The 24,328-nt window shown below is 42.0% G+C and carries 14 protein-coding genes; 10 read left to right on the top strand and 4 right to left on the bottom strand.

Features of this window, described 5'->3' with window-relative positions; genetic code table 11:
• Nucleotides 1-14: 14 nt before the first annotated feature.
• Nucleotides 15-599, bottom strand: coding sequence for a BamJ family beta-barrel-assembly machinery protein (gene bamJ / locus ACHLI0_RS12640; RefSeq protein ID WP_008761811.1), 585 nt, complete (start codon nucleotides 597-599; stop codon nucleotides 15-17).
• Nucleotides 600-1,070: 471 nt separating this feature from the next.
• Between bamJ and ACHLI0_RS12635 the strand changes: the two genes are divergently transcribed.
• Nucleotides 1,071-1,775 (top strand): SIR2 family NAD-dependent protein deacylase, encoded by a 705-nt coding sequence (locus tag ACHLI0_RS12635; protein ID WP_048699224.1) that lies wholly within the window; start codon nucleotides 1,071-1,073, stop codon nucleotides 1,773-1,775.
• Here the strand turns inward: ACHLI0_RS12635 and ACHLI0_RS12630 are convergent.
• The 3 genes from ACHLI0_RS12630 to ACHLI0_RS12620 form a co-directional block, all read right to left on the bottom strand.
• The gene (locus ACHLI0_RS12630; protein ID WP_008767260.1) at nucleotides 1,759-1,977 is read right to left on the bottom strand and encodes a hypothetical protein; all 219 of its coding nucleotides are present in this window, start codon (nucleotides 1,975-1,977) and stop codon (nucleotides 1,759-1,761) included. The genes ACHLI0_RS12635 and ACHLI0_RS12630 overlap by 17 nt on opposite strands.
• 13 nt (nucleotides 1,978-1,990) lie before the next feature.
• The gene (locus ACHLI0_RS12625; RefSeq protein ID WP_011108549.1) at nucleotides 1,991-2,341 is read right to left on the bottom strand and encodes a helix-turn-helix domain-containing protein; all 351 of its coding nucleotides are present in this window, start codon (nucleotides 2,339-2,341) and stop codon (nucleotides 1,991-1,993) included.
• Between the two features lie 72 nt (nucleotides 2,342-2,413).
• Entirely contained in the window at nucleotides 2,414-3,187 is a 774-nt protein-coding gene (locus ACHLI0_RS12620; RefSeq protein ID WP_490749301.1) for a class I SAM-dependent methyltransferase, read from the bottom strand.
• A gap of 467 nt (nucleotides 3,188-3,654) precedes the next feature.
• On the opposite strand from ACHLI0_RS12620, the gene ACHLI0_RS12615 reads away from it, so the two are divergent.
• The 9 genes from ACHLI0_RS12615 (at nucleotide 3,655) to ACHLI0_RS12575 (ending at nucleotide 24,226) form a co-directional block, all read left to right on the top strand.
• Nucleotides 3,655-7,653, top strand: a complete 3,999-nt coding sequence (locus ACHLI0_RS12615) for a hybrid sensor histidine kinase/response regulator transcription factor (RefSeq protein WP_490749300.1) — start codon at nucleotides 3,655-3,657, stop codon at nucleotides 7,651-7,653.
• 370 nt (nucleotides 7,654-8,023) lie between these two features.
• Nucleotides 8,024-9,454 (top strand): alpha-L-fucosidase, encoded by a 1,431-nt coding sequence (locus ACHLI0_RS12610; protein WP_032841307.1) that lies wholly within the window; start codon nucleotides 8,024-8,026, stop codon nucleotides 9,452-9,454.
• A 19-nt stretch (nucleotides 9,455-9,473) separates the two neighbouring features.
• The gene (locus ACHLI0_RS12605) at nucleotides 9,474-11,582 is read left to right on the top strand and encodes a glycoside hydrolase family 2 protein (protein WP_490749299.1); all 2,109 of its coding nucleotides are present in this window, start codon (nucleotides 9,474-9,476) and stop codon (nucleotides 11,580-11,582) included.
• A gap of 126 nt (nucleotides 11,583-11,708) precedes the next feature.
• Entirely contained in the window at nucleotides 11,709-14,867 is a 3,159-nt protein-coding gene (locus ACHLI0_RS12600; RefSeq protein WP_129654757.1) for a SusC/RagA family TonB-linked outer membrane protein, read from the top strand.
• An 11-nt stretch (nucleotides 14,868-14,878) separates the two neighbouring features.
• Nucleotides 14,879-16,825, top strand: a complete 1,947-nt coding sequence (locus tag ACHLI0_RS12595; RefSeq protein ID WP_008767254.1) for a RagB/SusD family nutrient uptake outer membrane protein — start codon at nucleotides 14,879-14,881, stop codon at nucleotides 16,823-16,825.
• Nucleotides 16,826-16,848: 23 nt separating this feature from the next.
• A complete protein-coding gene (locus ACHLI0_RS12590; protein WP_008767253.1) occupies nucleotides 16,849-18,096 on the top strand; it encodes a DUF5126 domain-containing protein in 1,248 nt (415 codons plus the stop codon).
• Between the two features lie 23 nt (nucleotides 18,097-18,119).
• Nucleotides 18,120-18,791 carry a DUF4998 domain-containing protein gene (locus ACHLI0_RS12585; protein ID WP_055218851.1) on the top strand — a complete coding sequence of 224 codons (672 nt, stop codon included), beginning with the start codon at nucleotides 18,120-18,122 and terminating at the stop codon, nucleotides 18,789-18,791.
• 336 nt (nucleotides 18,792-19,127) lie between these two features.
• Nucleotides 19,128-21,287, top strand: a complete 2,160-nt coding sequence (locus ACHLI0_RS12580; protein WP_490749579.1) for a polysaccharide lyase 8 family protein — start codon at nucleotides 19,128-19,130, stop codon at nucleotides 21,285-21,287.
• Complete coding sequence (locus tag ACHLI0_RS12575) at nucleotides 21,284-24,226, top strand: glycoside hydrolase family 88/105 protein (protein ID WP_490749298.1); 2,943 nt, start codon at nucleotides 21,284-21,286, stop codon at nucleotides 24,224-24,226. Before ACHLI0_RS12580 ends, ACHLI0_RS12575 begins: the two co-directional genes overlap by 4 nt.
• Nucleotides 24,227-24,328 lie beyond the last annotated feature (102 nt).

Genomic DNA, 24,328 nt, shown 5'->3' with positions numbered 1-24,328 from the left:
TTTGAAATTTTTATTTATAATACTTCGAGTAATTCTACTTCAAATACCAATGTGCTGTGGGGAGGAATCATTTCTCCGGCACCTCTGGCGCCATAGGCAAGGTCGGACGGAATATAGAGTTTCCATTTGGAACCTTCGGGCATCAGTTGCAATGCTTCCACCCATCCCGGGATTACCTGATTGACGCCGAATACAGCCGGTTCTCCGCGCTTGATAGAGCTGTCGAACAGTGTACCGTCGATCAGTGTGCCTTCGTAGTGGCATTTTACCTGATCGGTAGCTTTCGCTTTTTTGCCTGTGCCTTCGTTGATCACTTCGTATTGCAGTCCGCTGGGCAGCGTAACCACGCCCGGCTTTTTCTTATTTTCTTCGAGGAAAGCTTTTCCTTGTTCGATGGCGGCAGCGCCCATCTTAGCTTCCAGTTCTTCGAAATACTTGTTCACTATTTCGCGGGCTTCCTGATGGCTGATAGCCGTCTGATTGCCTTCCAATACATCTTTAATTGCTTGTGCAAAGTCATCTACGGCGATGCCTTTTGCACCCATGCTTAATAAGTTTTGACCGATTCCGAGGCCAATAGCGTAACTGAATTTATCCATATAATGTTTTTGTTGAAGATCAAAGCATATCACCTTCATGGTTTTAGCTTTCAATCAATTGCAAATTTATGAATCGCAAAAGTACACGTTTTATTTGAATGATTTAGCATTTAGTATTTAAAAATTCTTATATCCGTGAAAGTTAGTCTCTTTTCTTTAAGGAATTAATTCCTTCATTCCTAAGATTTAATCTTTGTGTTCTTACTGTTTAAGTTCGTTTATGCTGGAATTTATTCGTCTGACTATAGTTAAACTTGCGTCTGACAACTGTTGATTTTTCGTCTGACAACTGTCAGACGAAAGAAACACATCTGTCAGACGAATAGTTTTTCGCATGACCGGCAGTAAGCCTTCGTATGGGCAGCATTAAATTCTTGTATACCTTGGATTAGATTATGGGGGCGGAAGTCTTCTTTTATTCAATGATTCTGATTACATTTGTATATCTTTTAATAATAAGGAGGAGCGGTTATGAAGAATCTGGTAGTATTGACAGGTGCGGGCATGAGTGCCGAGAGTGGAATCAGTACATTTCGCGATGCGGGCGGTTTGTGGGATAAATATCCTGTGGAGCAGGTAGCTACTCCCGAAGGATACCAGCGTGATCCGGCATTGGTGATTAACTTCTATAATGCACGAAGGAAACAATTGCTGGAAGTGAAGCCGAATCGCGGACATGAACTGCTGGCGGAGCTGGAAAAGAATTTCAATGTGACGGTTATCACCCAGAATGTAGATAATCTGCACGAACGGGCAGGAAGCAGCCATATCATTCACCTGCATGGTGAGTTGACAAAGGTCTGTTCCAGCAGAGACCCGTATAACCCTCATTATATAAAGGAACTGAAGCCGGAAGAGTATGAAGTAAAAATGGGAGATAAGGCTGGTGACGGAACTCAGTTGCGTCCTTTTATTGTCTGGTTCGGAGAGGCGGTGCCGGAGATTGAGACAGCTATCCGATATGTAGAGAAGGCGGATATATTCGTTATCATCGGCACATCGCTCAATGTATATCCTGCGGCAGGTTTGCTGCATTATGTACCGAGAGGAGCAGAGGTGTATCTGATAGACCCGAAGCCGGTGGATACACATACTTCCCGTTCGATACATGTCCTTCGGAAAGGAGCTTCTGAAGGGGTGGCGGAACTGAAACAACTGCTTATTCCAGCTCCGTAGCAAAGATATGACTATTCCGGAGTGTTTCCGAAATCTCGAGTGCGGTGATATTGCTGCACTCGATTCTTAATACCTTCTCCCAGTCCTCGAAATCTACATTCCATCGGGTGATTTGCGGGAACTTTGCCAGGAGACTTCCGATAAGCTTGATGTCGCGTCTCTTCGTGATGGAGGTCCGAAAAATTAGAATCTGATTTTCCATGTTTTTTAGGTGTTTATTCCTGTGAACGAAATTCACGGATAGTGATATTGAAATGTTGTTTAAAGTTGCGGCTGAGGAGTGATAAACTGCTGAAACCACAACGACTGGCAATTTCGGTCGCAGACAGTTGCCTGTCATTCTGTAGTAGCAGTGCTGCTTTTTCAATCCGGGTGCGTTTGATGTATTCCGTCGGTGTTTCGCCCGTCAGAAACGTGAAAACGCGATGAAAGTGGAAAGGAGAAAAGCACGCGATTCCTGCCATCTTATGCAATGATAGAGGTTGGTCTATGTTTTGATGAATATATTCGGTCACTTTGTCGATCCGTAATTTATATTCCTGCCTATTTATTTCTTTCGTTTCCATTTTAATGCAAAATAAAGAATAATAAGAGCCGGAGAGTTGTCCTGTCTTGCCAACTTCTCCGGCAGATAATGATTATCTTTTTTGTCCTATATAGAATACGTAGCCATAGTAATCTTTATATTTACTATACAGACTTTGTTCGTACTGCTGACCTTTCATGAAATCCATTGCAGTTTTATTTCCCGCGTGTTCTTTCATGAATGTCTCCCGTACTTCATCTTGTGGGGCAAAATAATGTTCTGTCCAGCAGTTCTCCGGTAGGATGAAATGGGCTATCGGAGTATATCCGGCCCTTTCCATCTTGTCAATACATGTCGGGATCACGCTGATTTCCGGATAGGCGTCCATCCAGAAGTCTTCTATTTCCGCAGGGCGTTCCGAAGTGAACCAAGATGCTTCGCTCACTGCGATGAAACCGCCTTTTTTCAGGTATTTGCTCCATTCGTTCATCCCACGTTCGAATCCTATATTGTAGATTGCTCCTTCCGACCAGATCAGGTCGAGTTCCTCGTTCTGAAACGGGAGATTGTCCATTGATCCGGTGATTCCTTTTACTCTGTCGGCGCAATTGGCTTTCACCGCATTCTCATTGAATATTTCGATAAAATCGGGAAAGAGGTCTATGCCCGTAATCTGTCCTTTCACGTAGTCAGCCAGAAACAGTGTCTGACCGCCTGTGCCGCAGCCGATATCGGCAATCTTTGCATCATCGGTCAGTTCGTTGATGAAACTTACAGCTTTGCGTGTGGCTTCCGGACTTCCGGGACCTTGACGTTTCAGCAGCTTGAAGTAGTTACATATGAAAGAAAAATCGAAATCATGTATAGATGTATTATTGTTACTCATTGTTTTTAATGTTTTAGGTGTACGTCAAATGGAGGCATACGAGGATGCATAAAACCATTTGAGCCTACAATAGTTGTTATTTTTTAGAAAATAGAAATCAACTCTGACATGAATATGCCGGAGAAAATGTAAGGGATAATCTGTAATGAGAGGAAGACTTACAGATTATTTACAGAACGAGATCCTTGCGGAATGTAAATGTGATTAACATCCAATTATTCTTTTTAGTTTGTGGCAAAGATATGGTTTTAACCTAAAAACACCATTGATTTTTCCTTGAAAAAATACTGTGGGACTGTATTTTAGCAAGAATCGTCAAATGAATAAACTGCATTTCGGCTGGAAGGGTATAAATTAAAGAGATTCTTAACCAATAATTATGTTTTTTTTGTATTTTTGCTACCCGCAATATAATTATGTGTAAAATGTGGCGAAGAACAATAACCTTTCTCTTAAGTCTTTTATCTATGATGATGGCGGAAGCCACTAATCATTATTTTAAGCATTTGGGAGTATCTGATGGATTATCTCAAGTGTGTATCCCATCAATTTATCAGGATGAGTTAGGTGCAGTCTGGCTGGGAACTACTGAGGGACTGAATAGATACAACGGTAAGGATGTAAAAGTATTCCAGCCTTCGGAAAGTAATCATGGACTGACTAATAATGAGATTAACGAATTATGTGGAGATAAGAACGGAAGAATGTATATTCGTTCGGGAAACGATCTGATTAAACTGGATATTTATACGGAGCAATTCACTTGTTTGCGACAGAAAGGTGTGTATGGACTGTTTTGTAAGAAAGATACACTTTGGGTGAGTTGTGCAGACGGCATTTATTATTATACGGGACAGGGTACAGAGCTGACATTCTTTGCTCGTGTGCAGAAAGGTTTTGTGGGGAGAGCACTCTATGTAGACAAAGAGACTGTATGGGTGGTTACCAGAAAATACTTGGTCGCAATATCACGTGAAGACCCTCTTCGGCAAGAGATTTTACTTACCCTTGATAAGGGCAATTGTATTTTGGGTGATAGTTCCGGAAATATATGGGTGGGAGCTTGGAACGGCTTGTACCGTATTTCTCCCGATCGGGAGACAACCGCTTATGTTAGTCATTCGGGAATGGGTGAATTATCCGATAATCAGGTCCGATGCGTGCTGGAAGATGATTTTAAGCATATTTGGGTAGGTACGTTCAAGGGAATCGATTGTTACGATCCGATTACTGATACGTGGAGTCATTATACGCGTTATGGAAGTTCTTCAAATTCTTTAAGCCATACTTCTATTCTCTCTCTTCATAAAGATATGCAAGGTAATATTTGGGTCGGGACTTATTATGGAGGAGTGAATGTATTCAATCCCGATAAGAATAATCATAGCTTTTATTGTGCCGAACCTTTACGTGAAGACTGCCTCAGCTTTCCGGTAGTTGGTAAAATGACTGAAGATAGTGCAGGAAATGTGTGGATCTGTACTGAAGGTGGAGGGCTGAATTGTTATCATGGGGATACTGGCGTTTTCTCCCGATATATGTATCATAAAGGAGATCAGGGGACATTAGGGAGTAATAATGTCAAGTCGGTCTTTTATAGAAAGGAGAATAATCGATTGTATGCAGGGACTCATATAGGAGGATTGTTTGTTCTGGATTTAAAATCGAACAAGGGACACACTCTCCATCATGTTACCGGTGACCCTGCTTCGTTGCCTCATGAGATTGTGAACGATATTCAGGAGTATAAGGATGGCATTGCGATGTTGACACAAGGTGGTCCGGTGTTTTTTGATCCGGTGACCGAGAAATTCTCACCGCTTACGGATGATCCGTCTGTCCAGAAATTGATCAGTCGGGAATATGCTTTTGAAACGTTTCTGATCGATAGCCGGCAGCGTATGTGGCTTGCTGTTGGTGGCGGAGGGATAGTGTGCGTCAATTTATCTTCTTCAAAAGTGACTCAATATTTGGCGGATAGCGAGAAAGACACGTTGACGGTAGGAAGATACAAAACCGTGCATATTTTTGAAGATAATAAAGGAGATATTTATTTTAGTACGATTGGCGCGGGGATATTCAAGTATCAAGAGAAACAGGATACTTTCAAGTCTTACGGAACTACCAATGGAGTACTTCCGAGTAATTATTGTTATTATATCTGCGAGTCTGCCCGGGATAATTGTCTGCTTGTTTTGCATGGGAAAGGGCTTTCTATCTTTGATCGTGAAAAAGAGGTTACAGAAGAGACTTATCACTTGTTTCGTCAGACTTATAATTTGGGGTCCGCTTTATATCGAAGCAAAAATGGGATTATTTATATCAGTGGTACCAATGGATTGGCTATGTTTCAAGAGCGGTCCTTTTATGAATCTCAGGTCAAAAGCTTCTTGAATTTTGATAAATTGTTTATTTTCAATGACGAAATAGCTCCTGGTGATGAGTCCGGCATCCTGACTGAGATATTGGCGAAAACGTCGGATATCTTTTTAAGCTATCAACAGAATAACGTAACAGTGGAATTTGCTACTTTTAATTATAATAGTGACCGTAATCGTTTGTTTGAATATTATCTGGATGGCTTCGATAAAGTGTGGACCCAGACTTCGGGCACTACGGTTACTTACACCAATCTGCCTCCCGGAGATTATACGCTCAAAGTCCGTTCGATGGAAAATAAGGAGAGTTTGAAAGATGCAATCTGCTTGAATATACATGTTTCCGCTCCTTTTTATGCTACCATATGGGCATATCTGTTTTATGCCCTTTGTCTGACTGCATTGATGGTCGCATTTGTTCGTTTTAAAACACGGCAGGCGGCTCTGAGGTCTTCATTGGAGTTTGAGCGAAAAGAAAAAGAGAGGATTGAAGAACTCAATCAAGTAAAATTGCGCTTCTTTACTAATATTTCTCATGAATTTCGTACTCCATTAACGCTTATTCTGGGGCAAATTGAAGTATTGATGCAAATGGATTTGGGCACAACCGTTTATAATCGTATTCAGCGTATATATAAAAACGCCTGGCATATGCGGAATTTGATCTCCGAGTTGCTCGATTTTCGCAAACAGGAGCAGGGTTATTTGAAACTCAGAGTTGAAGAACAGAATTTGGTTACTTTTACTCGTCAGATTTATATGTGTTTTTATGAATATGCACAAAAAAAGGAGATCACATATCGCTTTGATTCTGTAGAAGAAACGATTTCTGTCTGGTTTGATCCAATACAGTTACAGAAAGTGATTTTTAATTTATTGTCGAATGCTTTTAAGTATACATCCAATAAGGGAAATATAACTGTAGAAGTAAGGAAAGTTGCTTCACAGGCCGTAGTTTCAGTGTGTGATACGGGTATTGGGATTCCGGTTGAACATATTTCGAAGATATTCGACCGGTTCTATCAGACGGAGAATGCCTCTTCTTCCTCCTCTTTTACTTTGGGGACAGGCATCGGATTGGCGTTGGCAAAAGGAATTATGAATATGCATCATGGAAAGATTGAGGTAGAAAGTACTGTTGGTGAGGGTACTAAGTTTATCTTGTCTCTGCCTCTGGGAAACCGACATTTCAGTGATGAAGAGATGGCTGTGACGGAAGGTCGGGAGTCACTGATTATTCCGGAATCTTCTGTATCTTCTTATGGACAGTTGATGGCGGAAGAGATAAAAGAACCTGAATCGCAGAAAAATATAGATGAAGAAGATAAGCCTACGATTCTTTTGGTAGATGATAATACCGAACTATTGTCCATGCTGGAAGATATATTCTTACCGATGTATAATGTATATACTGCGTGTAATGGACGCGAAGGACTGGAGATGGCGCAACAGATACAACCGGATCTGATAGTAAGTGATGTGATTATGCCTGAGATGTCAGGCAAGGACTTGTGCTATAAAATCAAGACTAATGTAGAGCTTTCTCATATTTCTGTTGTTCTGTTGACAGCACAGACTTCTGTGGAATATGTTGTAGAAGGTTTGATGTTCGGAGCGGATGATTATATAACGAAGCCGTTCAATATAAAGGTATTGGTGGCCCGTTGCAATAACTTGATAAAAAACAAGAAGCGTCTGATTGCACATTATGCGGGTAAGGTCATTACGGAATCTCCTGTAGCGGAAGCTATTAACGAGAAAGATAAAGAACTGCTGACGAAATGTGTAAATATTGTCAGAGAGAATTTTGAGAACCCTGATTTTGATGTTACTGCGCTTGCTTCAGAATTGTGTATGGGACGCAGCAAATTATATATGCAGTTTAAACAAATGACCGGGTTGACTCCGAATGAGTTCATCTTGAAAGTGAAGCTGGATGAAGCTATGTCTTTGCTGACAGATCATCCGGAACTAAATATAACAGAGATTTCCGTTCGGCTCGGCTTTTCTTCTCCCCGTTATTTCAGCAAATCCTTTAAAGCCTTCTTCGGAATTGCTCCGCAAGGAGTCAGGAGTAGGAAGGAGTAGTTGTTTCATAACCTGACTTCTCAAGTATTAATATCTGGCATATCAGCTATTAATATCCGACAATTCAGTTGTTAATACCTGATATGTCAGCTGTTAATACCTGACAAACCAGGTATTAGTCCCCCCAATGTCCGCCTATAGGTTGCTATACGTTGGATAACATCATTTGTGCAGAAAAAGAAGGGCGATGTATCCAAATCTTCCATTATAGGTGACCAAATCTTCCATGTGGATGCAGAAATGTTCTTTTTGCAAAATTTGTGTTTATAGATGTCATGTAGGTCTCCTATTTTTGCAATGCTTTCATTCTGTTTTAATACATAGAATCAAAGACAATAAAATAAGTATGAAAAACACAATAATTTATCGCATGAAAAGCAGATTAATAACATTACTCTTATTATTGATTACTGTCAGTTCTGTAACGTTTGCTCAAGAAGCAAAGAAGGAAATTCCTTTGAAATATGGAGCTACGAATGAAGGTAAACGGCAAGACCCTGCCATGCAGAAGTTCCGTGACAACCGTCTGGGTGCTTTCATTCACTGGGGACTGTATGCTATCCCCGGGGGAGAATGGAATGGAAAAGTATATGGCGGAGCTGCCGAATGGTTGAAAAGCTGGGCAAAAGTACCTGCTGATGAATGGCTGAAACTGATGGATCAATGGAACCCTACGAAATTCGATGCGAAGAAATGGGCAAAGATGGCCAAAGAAATGGGTACTAAGTATGTCAAGATTACAACGAAACATCATGAAGGTTTCTGTCTGTGGCCTAGTAAGTATACTAAATATACCGTAGCAAATACCCCGTATAAGCGTGATATATTAGGCGAGTTGGTGAAAGCCTATAATGACGAAGGAATTGATGTACACTTCTATTTTTCAGTGATGGACTGGAGTAATCCGGATTATCGTTATGATATAAAATCAAAAGAAGATAGCATCGCCTTCAGCCGTTTTCTGGAATTTACAGACAATCAACTGAAAGAACTGGCAACACGTTACCCGACCGTTAAAGACTTCTGGTTTGATGGTACGTGGGATGCCAGCGTTAAAAAGAATGGTTGGTGGACGGCTCATGCAGAACAAATGTTGAAGGAACTCGTTCCGGGTGTTGCCATCAATAGCCGCTTGCGTGCTGATGACAAAGGAAAGCGTCATTTTGATAGCAATGGTCGTCTGATGGGTGACTACGAATCCGGCTACGAACGCCGCTTGCCCGATCCGGTGAAAGATCTCAAAGTTACACAGTGGGACTGGGAAGCCTGTATGACTATACCCGAAAATCAATGGGGATATCACAAAGACTGGTCATTGAGCTATGTGAAAACTCCGATTGAAGTCATTGACCGCATTGTACACGCTGTTTCCATGGGTGGAAACATGGTTGTCAACTTCGGGCCTCAGGCAGATGGTGATTTTCGTCCCGAAGAGAAAGCAATGGCTACAGCGATTGGTAAGTGGATGAATCGTTACGGAAAAGCTGTTTATGCTTGCGATTATGCCGGATTTGAAAAACAAGACTGGGGATATTATACACGTGGTAAAAACGATGAAGTTTATATGGTAGTATTCAATCAGCCTTATAGTGAACGGTTGATTGTAAAGACTCCGAAAGGCATTACAGTAGAAAAAGCCACTTTGCTGACTACCGGTGAAGATATCACTGTTGTTGAGACAACCCGCAATGAATATAACGTATCTGTTCCTAAAAAGAATCCGGGTGAACCTTATGTAATTCAGCTTAAAGTTCGTGCAGCTAAAGGAACAAAAAGTATTTATCGAGATGCTTTAACATAAATGATAAAGAAACGATTCTATGAAGTTTAAATATATACTCATTTTATCAGCGCTTATCGGGCAGATTCTTTCACTCTCTGCCCGGGAAGTGACCTCTTTCAATGAAGGATGGCTATTCAAACGCGGGCCTTTTTCACAGGACCCGGTGAAGGTCGCTGCTCAATGGAATGCGGACTGGGAAACTGTAAACTTGCCTCATACCTGGAACGCTAAAGATATGCAGGTAAAAGCTGATGCTTTCTATGAAGGAGTTGGTTATTACAGGAAAACACAATTCTTTGGCAATGACTTGAAAGGGAAGCGTGTATTTCTTCGCTTTGAAGGTGTGGGCGCCAACACAGAAGTGTATGTCAACGGTAAACTTGTCGGAATGCACCGGGGAGCATACAGCGCCTTTGCTTTTGAAATTGGAACCGCATTGAAACTGGGAGCTGAGAATGAGATAATGGTAAAGGCGGATAATGCTTCACGTCCTGATGTGATTCCGGTAAATCACAATCTTTTTGGGGTTTACGGAGGTATCTATCGTCCGGTATGGCTGATTATTACTGAACAGAATAACATTACAGTTACCGATTGTGCCTCTCCGGGTGTGTATATTACTCAAAAGAATGTATCGAAACGCTCTGCCGATATCACAGTGAAAGTGAAGCTGGACAATGGAAGTCTTACTCCTGCTGACTTGGTACTCGAAAATACCATTTATACGCAGAATGGCAAGAAGGTCACTTCCCATCGCCTTCCTTTGGTACTCACTCCGCAGGGAACACAGACTTACATTTCTACCTTCAAACTGAATAAACCGCATCTGTGGCAGGGACGTAAGGACCCTTATTTATATAAGGTTATTTCCCGCTTACTGGCGGACGGAAAAGTAATTGATGAGGTGGTACAGCCATTGGGTGTTCGTAGATATGAGATTGTGGCAGGCAAAGGTTTCTACTTGAATGGTGAGAAATACCCGATGTATGGGGTAACCCGTCATCAGGACTGGTGGGGACTGGGTAGTGCGCTTACCAACAAAGAACATGATTTCGACTTGGCTCAGATTATGGATATCGGAGCAACTACTGTCCGTTTCGCCCACTATCAACAGTCGGATTACCTGTATTCCCGTTGCGATTCTTTGGGATTGGTCATCTGGGCAGAGATTCCTTTTGTGAATCGGGTGACGGGATATGAAGCCGAAAATGCACAGTCTCAGCTTCGTGAACTGATTCGTCAAAGTTTCAATCACCCTTCCATTTATGTATGGGGATTGCACAATGAAGTATACCAGCCTCACGAATATACGGCAGGACTGACACAAACTCTGCATAACCTGGCCAAGACAGAGGACCCTGACCGCTACACTGTATCTGTAAATGGTTATGGCCATGCAGAGCATCCGGTCAATCAAAATGCGGATATTCAGGGAATGAACCGCTACTTCGGATGGTATGAGAAAAAGTTGCAGGATATCGAGCCTTGGGTAAAAGGGCTGGAGGAGAAATACCCGTGGCAGAAACTGATGTTGACGGAATATGGTGCTGATGCAAATCTGGACCATCAGACAGAATATCTGGGTGATGCTCTGAACTGGGGAAAGTCTTTCTATCCGGAAACTTTTCAGACCAAGACGCATGAATACCAATGGAGTGTCATTGCAAAGCATCCCTATATCATCGCTTCTTATCTTTGGAATATGTTTGACTTTGGTGTACCGATGTGGAGCCGTGGCGGTGTACCTGCCCGTAACTTGAAGGGTTTGATCACTTTTGACCGGAAAATCAAAAAAGACTCCTATTACTGGTATAAAGCTAACTGGAGCAAAGATCCCGTACTCTACCTGACCCAGCGTCGCAACATCGACCGCGAACGAAAACATACTTCCGTTACTGTTTATTCTAACATAGGTACACCGCAAGTGTATCTTAATGGAAAAGAACTGACGGGTATACACCGAGGCTACACGGATGTGCACTATGTCTTGGATGATGTAACCTTGGAACAAGGTAAGAATACAATTAAAACCGTTGCAACATATAATGGAAAAGAATACACTGACGAGATTGAATGGAACTATACCGGCGAAAAGAAGCGAAGTGCCGATTGGAGTGAAAACAAAGAAGAGCACGCAGGTTGGTAATCGGAGACGTTTCTGTATGTAATCTGAAAAATGTTGAATCTAAAATATAAAAGCCTATGAATGAAATGAGAAAGAATCTCTTTTAAATGGAAAACAAGTATTTATCATTAACTAATCTAATAATTTATGAAAATTGAAAAGTTTTATTTGTTTCTGCTAGCTTGCTTTGTCGCGATAGGAGCATATTCGCAAGATGGGCAACAGAAAATGACTGGTGATGAAAAGAGTCAGCAGCAAAGTGATGCAAAAGTTAAGATTACCGGGCAGGTCTTTGATGAGAGCGGTGAAGGAATACCTGGAGCGAATGTTACTCTTAAAAGTAACCCTACCAGTGGAACTGTCACAGATCTGGACGGTAAGTTTATTTTGATGGCTTCTCCTCAAAAGGATGTGCTGGTAGTCAGCTTTATTGGATATAACACACAAGAATTTCCACTGAAAGGGAAAACAAACGTTACCATCCAACTCTCACAAAACGTAAATGAACTGGATGCGGTGGAAATTGTGGCATTCGGAACACAAAAGAAGGAGAGTGTGATTGGGTCTATCACTACACTTTCGCCAAAAAGCCTCAGAGTACCGAGCAGTAATATGACAACAGCATTGGCAGGTCAGGTAGCCGGTATTATTTCTTATCAGACATCGGGAGAGCCGGGTGCGGACGATGCTAGCTTTTTTGTACGTGGTATCGCATCTTTTGGATTTAACACCAGTCCTTTGATTCTGATTGATAACATTGAATCTACAAGTACGGACTTAGGTCGTTTGAATCCCGATGATATCGAAAGTTTTTCAATCATGAAGGATGCCATGGCAACGGCCCTTTACGGTTCGAGAGGTGCTAATGGCGTCGTTCTGGTAAAGACAAAAGAGGGAGAGAGGGGAAAGACTAAATTTGATGTAAGAATAGAGGGAAGCAATTCCCGTCCGACCAGTAATATTGAGTTGGCAGATCCTGTCACTTACATGAAATTGCATAATGAAGCCATCTTAACACGTGATCCTTCCGCCCCTGTCATGTATAGTGATGATAAAATAGACAGAACCGTTCCGGGATCTGGTTCTATCATTTATCCTACAAATGACTGGAGAAGGCAACTAATGAAGAACTCGACCTGGAATGGAAGAGCCAACATGAGCATCAGTGGCGGAGGAAATTCGGCTACGTATTACGTGTCTCTGCGATATACCAAAGACCAGGGTTTGCTCAACGTAGACGGCAAGAACAACTTCAACAACAATATCAATCTTCAGACTTATCAGATGAGGGCTAATGTCAACATCAATGTGACAAAAACGACCCAGGTAAGAGTAAACTTAAGTGGAATCTTTGACACTTATGAAGGCCCTATTTATTCAGGATCAGAAGTTTACGGAATGGTCATGAAGTCCAATCCTGTACTTTTCCCCGCTGTATATCCTACCGATGAGCAGCATAAGTATATCAAACACATTCTTTTTGGAAATAGCGATGACGGAAGTTATCTCAACCCCTATGCTGAACTGGTAAAAGGATATAAGGAATATGAGAATACGACTCTTCTTGCTACATTAGGTATTACACAGGACTTAAACTTTATCACCAAAGGTTTGAAATTTGAAGGTTTCTTCAACGTTTCTCGTAAGTCACATTATAAACAGACTAGACAATATAAGCCCTATTACTATGCTTTAAGTTCTTATGATTTCATGACAGAGAAATATTCTATCGAAAACATCAATCCTGACTCCGGAACGGAATACCTTGATTTTAGTCCTGGTGACAAGACTGTCAACAATGTAATGACCATTGAGACGAGAACCAGTTATAATCAGACTTTCGGTGATCATTCCGTAGGTGGTCTTATCGTTACTCAGTATATCGACAGTAAGAATCCAAACTACAAAACTTTGCAGGAGAGCTTGCCTTCAAGAAATATGGGTGTGTCGGGACGTTTTACTTATGCCTATAGTGACCGCTATTTCACGGAGTTCAATTTTGGATACAATGCTTCCGAACGCTTTGATAAGAAACACAGATGGGGATTCTTTCCGTCCGTCGGTGGTGGCTGGATGATTTCGAACGAACCATTCTTCCAACCGCTCAGTTCAAAAATTACAAAATTGAAACTAAGAGCATCATACGGTTTGGTGGGAAATGATAAGATTGGCAGAGTCGATGAACGTTTCTTATATCTGTCTAATGTGAATATGAATGCAGGTGGAGCCTCTTTCGGGTATGAAAACAAATATAGCAGACCTGGCGTAAATGTTTCACGTTATGCTAATCCTGCCATTGGATGGGAAAAATCCCGTAAAGCTAATTTCGCATTGGAAGCTTCTTTCTACGGATTTGACCTGATAGCTGAATATTTCACAGAACATCGTACTGACATATTACAGAAAAGAGCCAGTATTCCAAGCGTAATGGGATATCAGGCAGACGTATATGCTAACATTGGCGAGACCAAAGGACACGGTGTGGATCTTGATTTAAAGTATCAAAAGAACCTTAACAAAAACGCTTTTTTGATAGTACGCGGAAACTTAACCTATGCGCATAGTGAATATCTGAAATATGAAGATAACACGTATGATAAGGAATGGTGGAAATACAAAATAGGCTACTCGCCCAACCAGAAGTGGGGATACATTGCGGAAGGGCTATTTATAGACGATGCGGAAGTGGCCAACTCTCCTGTACAGTTTGGTGATTATAAAGCCGGAGATATCAAATACCGGGATATGAATGGAGATGGAGTAATTAATTCATTGGATCAAGTTCCTATTGGACATCCGACTAGTCCGGAAATCAACTATGGCTTTGGATCAACATTTAGCTATAAAGGTTTTGACATCAATTTCCAGTTCCACGGCTCGGCGCAGTCTTCTTTCTGGATTGATTATGATAAGATGTCTCCATTCTTTAAAGATTCGAAGATGTCTCAGAAAACTAATAATCAACTAGTGAAATTTATTGCAAATAGCTATTGGTCGGAAAGTAACCGAAATCGTTATGCAACATGGCCCAGATTGTCAACCACTTCTGTTGCCAACAATAAAGAACTGAGTACATGGTTCATGAGAGACGGTTCCTTCTTACGACTGAAATTGGTTGAACTGGGATATACAGTACCCCAAAAAATTGTGAGCAAATGGGGTATGTCCAATCTGAGGCTCTATATGTCTTCTACCAATCTTTTTGTTTTGAGTAAGTTCAAGGATTGGGATGTGGAATTGGCAGGTAATGGTCTTAATTATCCGTTACAACGTGTATTCAATATTGGTGTAAATGTAAGTTTCTAAAAAGAATGGTTATGAAAAAAATCAAAATATGTATATTGTCATGTTTGTCGGTGTTTATATTGACATCATGTGAACTGAATATCGTCCCGGATAACATACCGACCATTGAAGACCATGCTTTCGCCTTGAGAAAAGAAGCGGAAAAAGTCTTGTTTACTTGCTACAGGTATATGCCTAGTGACGGAAGTCTTAAAAATAATGTAGCTTTGCTTGGTGCCGGTGATTTTTGTATTTCCGATGTTTTCCGGAGCTATTTGGGAACCAGCGCCTGGTATATAGCCCAAGGATTGCAAAAGTCCGATTCACCATATTGTGCTCAATGGGGGCATTTATATGAGGGAATTGCTTATTGTAATATTCTGATTGAGAATATACATACTACACCGGATATGGATGATAGCGAGAAAAACAGATGGATCGGTGAAGTGGAATTTCTGAAAGCTTATTATCATTTCTATCTGATCAGGATGTATGGACCGATTCCTATTATGGACCGATATGTTCCGGTAAGTAGTAGTACGGAGGAAATGCATCCTTATCGGGAGACATTGGACAGTTGTTTCAATTATGTGACAGAAACTTTGGACAAGGTGATTGCTAATCCGGATGTTCCGGCTAAAATAGAGAATGAAGCTGAAGAACTGGGACGAGTGACCGTAGGTATGGCTAAAGCATTGAAAGCGAAAGTTCTGGTAACCGCTGCAAGTCCATTGTTCAATGGAAATATGGATTATGAGGTAATTGCAGATAATAGAGGTGTGAAAATCTTTAATCCGGTTAAAACGGAAGAGGAGAAGAAGCAGAAATGGGTAAAGGCTGCCGAAGCGTGTAAAGAAGCCATTACTTATCTCGAAGATTTGGGATTCGGTTTATATTATTTTGATGATCCCACTGTGGTCATGACAGAGTCCGACAAGCTGATGATGAATCTGCGAGGTGCTGTCACTGAGAAGTGGAACAAAGAAGTGGTATGGGCAAACTCTCAGTCATGGGTCGGTTCGGGTTCTTATGACAACTATCAGATACAGGCAATGCCGCGTGACTTGGTTCCCGGCAGAAATGCTAAGAATGCTACGAACAGAACCAATCTGGGTGTTTCTCTTGGACTGACTAACTCATTTTATACTAAACATGGGGTTCCTATAGAAGAAGATAAGACATGGGATTATGCTAATAGATTTGAAGTGCAGGCTCCCACGCCGGTGGAAGCTGAGCCCGGATATGAGAATACTATTATGCTGAATTATAAAACGGGAACAGTCAAATTGAATCTGGAACGTGAACACAGATATTATGCCAGCTTAGGCTTTGACGGCGGTATTTGGTTCGGACAAGGAAAGACGGGACTTTCGGGCTTGTATTCGGTGAATGCGCGTAAAGGAGGAAATGTGTCTCCCATTCCGGCAGATCACTCTCAGAACCTGACTGGTATTTGGCCTAAGAAAGTGGTTAATTACAAGACGGTCATGTCCGATGCGGCTTCCGGATTTACATCGGTCACTTATCCGTTCCCTGTTATCCGTATGGCTGATTTGTATTTGATGTATGCCGAAGCTTTAAATGAAAAAGGAGAGGATTATGCTACGGTATTGCCATGGATCGATATGGTGAGAGAACGTTCGGGACTTCAAGGCGTAAAAGAAAGTTGGGACCAATATGTAGGAAACAGCAAGTATGCTACTCAGACTGGTTTACGACAAATCATCATGCAGGAACGTCGTATTGAGTTAGCATTTGAAGGACATTATTTTTGGGATGTCCGTCGGTGGAAAACTGCGACAACAGAATTGACACAGCCATTGACCGGTTGGAAAGTCCGTTATGGAGAAACTGATGTAGATTATTATAGTGAGAACTTAGTGCTTGTCCGGGATTTCACTCCCAAAATGTATTTCTGGCCTATTGATATCGGTGAGTTGAGAAAAGATCCTAACTTAGTTCAAAATTATGGTTGGTAAGTAATTAAAGTGACATTTGATTTATGAAAAAGATAATATACAGTAGCCTTTTAGTACTAGCCATCACATTGCTGCCTAGTGCTTGCGATAACGATAGTGATATGAATTCTCCCCATGGAAGTACGACTCCGCCTGAACAGGTAGTATTGAATGGTGTCAAAAATCTGCCGGGAAAGTCTATAATCTATTTTACACAGCCCAGTGATAAGAATTTTCTTTATATGAAGGCTGTATATATGACAGAGATAGGAGAACGCTCGACCAATGCTTCGTATTTTGCCGATTCTGTAGTGGTGGAAGGATTTGAAAAAGCCGGTGAATATAATGTGAAGTTGTATTCTGTAAGTCCGGGTGAAGCCTATTCTGAACCTCTGGAAGTAAAAATAAATCCGGAAGAGCCGCCTTATATTACTGCTTATAAGGAGATGGAAATAAAACCGGATTTTGCCGGTATCCGGATAAAGACATCCAACACCAGCAATGAGACTCTTACTTTTTATGTGTACCGGAAAGATGCTACTGGAAAATGGACGGAAGCCGGAGCTTTATATACCAAAAAGCAAGAGATTAATGAGCCCATACGTGGCATGGAAGCCGTTCCTTCAGAATTTAGTGTGGTGGTGAAGGATAGGTGGGGACATCTTTCTGAAAGTAAGGAGATATCTCTGACTCCATATTATGAAGAGGAAGTAGATAAGAAAAAAATGGGATACTTGGCCATTGGCGAATACAAAGGTTATCTGGCACCGAATGCTAATACCCCAAAGAATCTGTATGACGGAATTATTGGAAGCAATAATACTTTCATGACCCTCACAACGGCGGGATATGATTTTACCAAGCCGAGTTCGGTGACACTGGACTTAGGGAAGAAGTTTAAGCTCAGCCGTATGATTGTCTATGGAAGAAGAAATGGAACTGATTATTCATCTATATTTGACGGCCTGTATCCGAAAGAAATAGAAATTTGGGGACGAAATGATAATAATGTAACCAAGTTTGATCCGGAAAATGATGAAGGATGGGTGCGGTTATATCAAGGAGTATTGCCCAGAGCCGACGGTTCTGTTATTCCGGCGGCCATTGTTCCGTTAACTGATGCTGATAAGGAACTGGCAAGAGACGGAAATGAACTCGAATTTTCCGTAGATCTGGATGCATATAGATATGTGACGTTTGTTTGTATCAAGAATTATAATGTAGGAACATCTCGTATCAATGTGGCAGAACTTACTTTCTTTGGAACACCGGAGGATAAAATAATACAGTAATCGCTATATAAAAGACAAATATTATGAAGAAATTTATATTTATATCAGTCAGCATCTTGATATTTTGTTCCATTATATCTTGCGAGTCAATGGATGCGACTTATAAGGACTTTGTTAAGGATGGTCCAATCATGTATCTTACACGATTATCGAAAGATTCAATAACCGTGCGTAATGGATGGGAAAGGGTGCTGATTTCATTTCCGATAGTGAAAGACGGGAGATCTACAAAGATTGCTCTTGCATTGAATCAAAGTGATACTGTCAGATATGAGTTGGCCAAAAATAAGAGGACGGATATTCTTTTAGAGAATATGCGGGAGGGGTCTATGATTTTTTCCGCCTGGCTGGAAGATGATGAGTTGAATAAATCATTGGCTACAGACTTTACAGGAACCATTTATGGGACACAGTATCAGAGCTATCTGTTAAATCGTTCCATTGTTTCTAAGAGTATGCAGAGTGGTAATCTGGTCATCAAATATTCCATGTTGCTGGACAGTACATTAGTGGCATCCAGGCTAACTTGGAACAAGGGAGGAGAAGAAACAACAAAAATTTCTTATTATAATAAGGAAGGACAGGACGTTTTAGAAGATTTTACAGGCGATTCTTTTATAATGGAAACCTTGTATGCTCCACAGGAAAACGTATTGGATAAAATCTGGTCGAAACCTGTTAAATATACGAAGTAGCCTGAGTGGTCGGCCTGATTGTATTTTAAGGATGAGAAGGCGTGTCAAAAGTAACTAAAACTGGGGCTGACTAAAAAGTCGGCAGTATCTTAAATCTCCTCCTTCGGGAAGGAGGAGTACCCGTAGGGGGAGGTGGTAGGTGAATACATAATCCTGTCATTTACAAAAAAATAGGAACAAACAATATTTTTCCTACCACCTCGGTCTTCGACCACTCCTCCTTCCCGAAGGAGGAGAATAGAGATAGAATCGACTTTTTAGTTACCCCCGGTTTAGTTACTTTTGGCTTTTGATATACCCTCTTATTTTCCAAATGATAAACATGCATATATGAAAATGATACATTATAAAATCATAATTCTATTATTGCTGGCATGGAGTCCTTGGGATTTGGTTTTACCTTGCCCCTCTATTTGTACGTCCGCCTTGCAGAATGATGATTTTGATATTCTAATGAAGAAGATTCGGGATGGGGTTGCAGAAAATCCGAATATTGATAAAGCTCTGGAACTGTACGATGACGTCCAAGGATGTTTTATAGATATAGATTATGCCCGTCGGGATCGTACTAACTGGATGCCACTTATTCATGTGGACCGGTTGTATGACTTTGTATTTGCTTATACCCATCCAAAGAATCCCTATTATCAGAATGAAGATTTGTATCATAAGATAGTAAAGGGCTTGGAGTATTGGAATCATCGTAATCCACATTGTAATAACTGGTGGTATAATCAGATTGCCGAGCCGCAAAAACTCGGTGTTTTGCTTATTCAGATGCGCGTTGGTAAAAGGCAGATTCCGGAAGTATTGGAGACAAAGGTCTTGCAACGTATGCGGAAGGACGGCGGACATCCTGCCAAATGGACTGGAGCCAACCGGACAGATATCGCTTTACACTGGATTTATAGAGCTTGCCTCCAGAAGAATGATGTTGACTTGAAAACGGCTGTTGAGAATGTTTATAGTCCTCTATCATATACTGTGAAAGAAGGATTTCAGCATGACAACAGTTATTTTCAGCATGGTGTGCAGCTTTATATCGGTGGTTATGGAGACGAAATACTGAAAGGAGTAACACAGGTAGCTCTATATACTAAAGGAACGAAATATGCATTGGATGATGAGAGAATACAATTTCTGAGGCATTTCATGTGCGGCACTTATTATCAGGTTATACGTGGACAATACATGCTTTTCGATGTATTGGGAAGAGGAGTGAGCCGTAATAATGCTACCCAAAAGAGTCATGCCGCCTTGTTTGCCAAACGAATGCTGGAGCTCGACCCGGCGCATATTGATGAATACAATGCGATTATAGCCAGATTGGAAGGCAAGAAGTCTGCCAACTATGGAATAAAGCCGTTACACACTCATTATTTCAGAGGAGACTATGCTCTTCATGTCCGTCCCCACTATACATTTGACGTTCGTATGGTTTCCAATCGTACCATGCGATGCGAATATGGGAATGGTGAAAATCTGAAAACCTATTTTATGTCCGACGGATGTACAAACATCGTGACCGAAGGGAGCGAGTACGCCCGCATCTTTCCGGTATGGAACTGGAATCGTATTCCTGGAGTGACTGCTCCTCAACTGGATACCATTCCACGAACTGTAATTGATTGGCAAACGAGGGGAACTTCCGTATTTGCAGGAGGAGTCTCTGATAGTCTTTATGGTGTGTCAGTCTATTCATATCTTGATACTTATGCTGATATAAATACCGCAGCTAAAAAGTCCTGGTTCTTTTTCGATGATGAAATCATTTGTTTGGGAGCGGGGATTAATTCGACAGCCGGTGTGCCGGTAAGTACTACTATCAATCAATGTTTGCTTTCGAAAAAGGAGGTCATATTGTCGCAAAGTAAGAAGCATTCAGTGGTGAAAGAAGGAGATTTCGTCTATGATTCTCCCGAATGGGTATTGCACAATGGAATTGGTTATGTCTTTCCCGCCGGCGGAAATCTCTTTTTGAGCAAGAAGATACAGACGGGATCGTGGTACAGCATTAATCATACTGAATCTAAAAATGAGCAGCAGCAAGAGGTCTTTACTTTGGGATTTAATCATGGTTGTAATCCCCGGAATGCTACCTATGCCTATATCGTGGTGCCTGGGATTCATTCTGCTCGCAAGATGAATCACTACAGGAAGAGTCCCGTCGAAATTCTGGCGAATACGGATTCTATGCAGATAGTGAGGCATACGAAATTGGGAATATGGCAAATGGTATTTTATAAAGAGGGTACGTTCCGTAACGGAGAGCTTTCTGTAAGTGTGGATAAAGCTTGTGCATTGATGATTAAGGATGGACACAGTGGTAATGCCGAACTGCATATTGCTGATCCTGGGCAGACACAATCTTGTATTAAAGTTGAATTGCTGATTCCTGAAATATCCAGCGAGCGAAAGACTGTTTTATGTGATTTTAGAAATACCGGTATCTATGCCGGTGCATCCAAAGCATATAAATTAAAAAATATATTATGAAGAAATTACTTTTGATTCTTTTTCTAAGCATAGTTTATTTATGCACGACACATGCACAATCGTTTACTAAACTCGAAGTGAAGCAATCGATGCGTAGGGTAGCCGATTGGCAGATCGGTCATTACAACAGAGCTGTTTATGGTGATCTCAACTGGGTGAATGCCACCTTTTTCCTGGGACTTGCTTATTGGGCAGAAATCGCCGAGAGGGACGATCAGGATACCTTCTATTATAAATGGCTGACCCGCCTGGGAAGTCGCAACTATTGGCAGGTAGATAAACGGATGTATCATGCAGATGATATTTGTATTGCTCAAACCTATCTGTATCTGTACGAAAAGTACAAGCAAAAGGACATGATTGTTCCTACTCTGGCGCGTACGGAGTGGGTGGTCGCCAATCCTCCTTCGGGTTCGTTTCAGTTGACTTACGGAGATGCCACGACATTAGAACACTGGACCTGGTGCGATGCTCTTTTCATGGCACCTCCTGTTTATCTGAAACTCTATAATATCACCGGTGATAAGAAGTTCATTCGCTTTATGGATAAAGAGTACAAAGCGACTTACGACTTCCTGTTCGATAAAGAAGAAAATCTCTTCTACCGTGACCACCGTTATTTTGATATGAAAGAAAGTAATGGCGCCAAAGTCTTTTGGGGACGGGGCAATGGCTGGGTGCTTGGCGGACTGGTAGAAATGCTACGTGAACTGCCTGCCAAGAGCAAATACCGTCCGTTCTATCAGGAACTGTTTCAGAAACTCTGTTACCGCATCGCTAATTTACAAAGTTACGACGGGTTCTGGCGTGCAAGTCTGCTCGATCCGGACGCTTATCCATCACCCGAAACAAGCTGCAGCGGCTTCTTCGTATATGCTCTTGCCTATGGACTGAACGAGGGACTTTTACCAAAGGAAAAGTTCCTGCCTGTAGTAGAGAAAGGATGGAAAGCACTGCTTTCTGCAGTAGAAGAAGACGGTAAACTGGGATATGTACAACCTATCGGTGCCGACCCGAAGAAGGTGACCCGCAATATGACAGAAGTGTACGGACCGGGTGCTTTCCTGCTTGCCGGAACAGAAATGTATCGTATGGCAAAGGATGCTCCGAAACAGAATGCTACTATCCCGCAGAACCGCATTCAGGAAATTGCAGCTATGCTTCCCGATCGACCGCAGGGGATAGGAACGTCTTATAAAGACCGAACTTTCTGGAATAAGATAAAAGAGAGTGACGACGCTAAACAACTTCTGGAAAAGGAAGCTCCTGCTTTGTTGAAGCAGGGGATGCCCCCTTTTGTCGATTCATTGTACTTGCATCTGAATAAGACGAATGTTCGTTTGCCCGGAGAGAATATGATGAATGCCCGTTATCAATATCTGTACAGGCTGACTTTGGCTGAATGCCTTGAAAATAAGAGGCGTTATGTCCCTGCCATCGAAAAAGCTCTGGTGGCTCTGTGCAGTCAGAAGCCTTGGTCTATTCCTGCCCACGACCGCAGTCTGAAGAATTACAAAGGAACGGATTATTATGTAGACTTGGTGGTTGCTACTGCCGGAAACGGTATTGCTCAGTGTGTTACCATGCTGGACGATCGTCTGTCGCCGGAGGTAAGGGCGCGGGTGCAGTGTGCTTTCCGTGAGAAGGTTTTCCGTCCGGTCTACCGTTGCCTGGAAGAGACAAAACCATTTTGGTGGTTCACCGCTACCAATAACTGGAATTCTGTGTGTCTGGCGGGTGTTACCGGTGCGGCTCTTGCCTTGTTGCCCGATAAGGAGGAACGTGCTTACTTTGTTGCGGCAGCCGAGAAGTATAATGTGTATGGAATGAAGGGGTACGCTGACGACGGCTACTGTAGTGAAGGGGTAGGTTATTATAATTATGGTTTCCGTGCCTACATTCTGTTGCGTGAAGAAGTATACCGGGCAACACAGGGAAAGATCGATTTCTTTCAGACTCCCAAGTTTGTCCGTATCGCCCGGTATGGGAAGAAGATACAGATGAATGAAGGAGTGTGCCCCGCCTATTCGGATTGTCGCATGGGGTTGTCACCGGACAGGTTTATTCTCAGTTACTGCGACCGGGCGCTGGGTATTACTTCTGCCGAAGAACAGCCTGTTTTACCCAAAGGAAACAACTTGTCCCTTCACCTTCTCGAACTTTTCACAAGCCGGGTTGCAAAGGTTGGAATGACAGACGGAATCCGTCAGGTATTGCAGGAAGAGTCGGATGCTTTGCGCGCTTATTATGAGCAGGCAGGTATTTTGATTGCTCGTCCTGCCGGTGGAACTTCCTGTCGTCTGGCCATATCAGCCAAGGGCGGAACCAATGCGGAGAATCATAACCACAATGATGTCGGTTCTTATGCCGTAGCTTTGGGAAGTGAAACGATGGTTGGCGATCAGGGTGGTCCGAACTCCTATCCCGGTGATTATTTTAACGGAGACGCTCCTCAGAAATATAAGATAAAAGGATCATTCGGCCATCCGGTTCCTGTAGTAGACGGACGAACACAGTCTTCGGGCGGGAAAGCGAAAGGCGTTGTGCTACAGAAAGAATTTACGAACGAAAAAGATGTATTCAGTATTGACTATACCTCTGCTTATTCCACCCCCAATTTGGATAAGCTCATTCGTACTTTCGTTTACGACCGCCAGGGCAAAGGCAGCTTTACGGTCGGCGATGAATTTACAGCGAAAACACCGATCCGATTCGAAACAGCCATAACGACACGAGCCGACTGGAAAATCCTGGACGATACACATCTTCTGCTGGCTACAGATTCCGAACAGATGGTTGTAGCTATTGATGCATCCGGTAAAGTGGCGTTTACTTCCGAAACGATTGAAGTAAACTCTCCTGCATATACACGTATCGGGATTGCATTGAAGAATCAGTCGAAGGAAGGATATATCCGATTGAAGATGTACACAAAATAAGTCTGTGTATTAGATATATGAAGTCTTTATAGGGCATATATGCCCAGCGTGCAGGACATATATGTCCTGCAATCAGATTATAGTTGCCTTGCAAACGGGGGA

It is taken from the genome of Bacteroides sp. RCH18, assembly GCF_058231005.1.
This window is presented reverse-complemented; position numbering and strand designations above follow the sequence as displayed.

What these genes read in the sequence shown, in the direction of transcription:
- bamJ (WP_008761811.1), bottom strand. Translation starts at nt 599, where the DNA reads ATGGATAAATTCAGTTACGCTATTGGCCTCGGAATCGGTCAAAACTTA.
- ACHLI0_RS12635 (WP_048699224.1), top strand. Translation starts at nt 1,071, where the DNA reads ATGAAGAATCTGGTAGTATTGACAGGTGCGGGCATGAGTGCCGAGAGT.
- ACHLI0_RS12630 (WP_008767260.1), bottom strand. Translation starts at nt 1,977, where the DNA reads ATGGAAAATCAGATTCTAATTTTTCGGACCTCCATCACGAAGAGACGC.
- ACHLI0_RS12625 (WP_011108549.1), bottom strand. Translation starts at nt 2,341, where the DNA reads ATGGAAACGAAAGAAATAAATAGGCAGGAATATAAATTACGGATCGAC.
- ACHLI0_RS12620 (WP_490749301.1), bottom strand. Translation starts at nt 3,187, where the DNA reads ATGAGTAACAATAATACATCTATACATGATTTCGATTTTTCTTTCATA.
- ACHLI0_RS12615 (WP_490749300.1), top strand. Translation starts at nt 3,655, where the DNA reads ATGATGATGGCGGAAGCCACTAATCATTATTTTAAGCATTTGGGAGTA.
- ACHLI0_RS12610 (WP_032841307.1), top strand. Translation starts at nt 8,024, where the DNA reads ATGAAAAGCAGATTAATAACATTACTCTTATTATTGATTACTGTCAGT.
- ACHLI0_RS12605 (WP_490749299.1), top strand. Translation starts at nt 9,474, where the DNA reads ATGAAGTTTAAATATATACTCATTTTATCAGCGCTTATCGGGCAGATT.
- ACHLI0_RS12600 (WP_129654757.1), top strand. Translation starts at nt 11,709, where the DNA reads ATGAAAATTGAAAAGTTTTATTTGTTTCTGCTAGCTTGCTTTGTCGCG.
- ACHLI0_RS12595 (WP_008767254.1), top strand. Translation starts at nt 14,879, where the DNA reads ATGAAAAAAATCAAAATATGTATATTGTCATGTTTGTCGGTGTTTATA.
- ACHLI0_RS12590 (WP_008767253.1), top strand. Translation starts at nt 16,849, where the DNA reads ATGAAAAAGATAATATACAGTAGCCTTTTAGTACTAGCCATCACATTG.
- ACHLI0_RS12585 (WP_055218851.1), top strand. Translation starts at nt 18,120, where the DNA reads ATGAAGAAATTTATATTTATATCAGTCAGCATCTTGATATTTTGTTCC.
- ACHLI0_RS12580 (WP_490749579.1), top strand. Translation starts at nt 19,128, where the DNA reads ATGATACATTATAAAATCATAATTCTATTATTGCTGGCATGGAGTCCT.
- ACHLI0_RS12575 (WP_490749298.1), top strand. Translation starts at nt 21,284, where the DNA reads ATGAAGAAATTACTTTTGATTCTTTTTCTAAGCATAGTTTATTTATGC.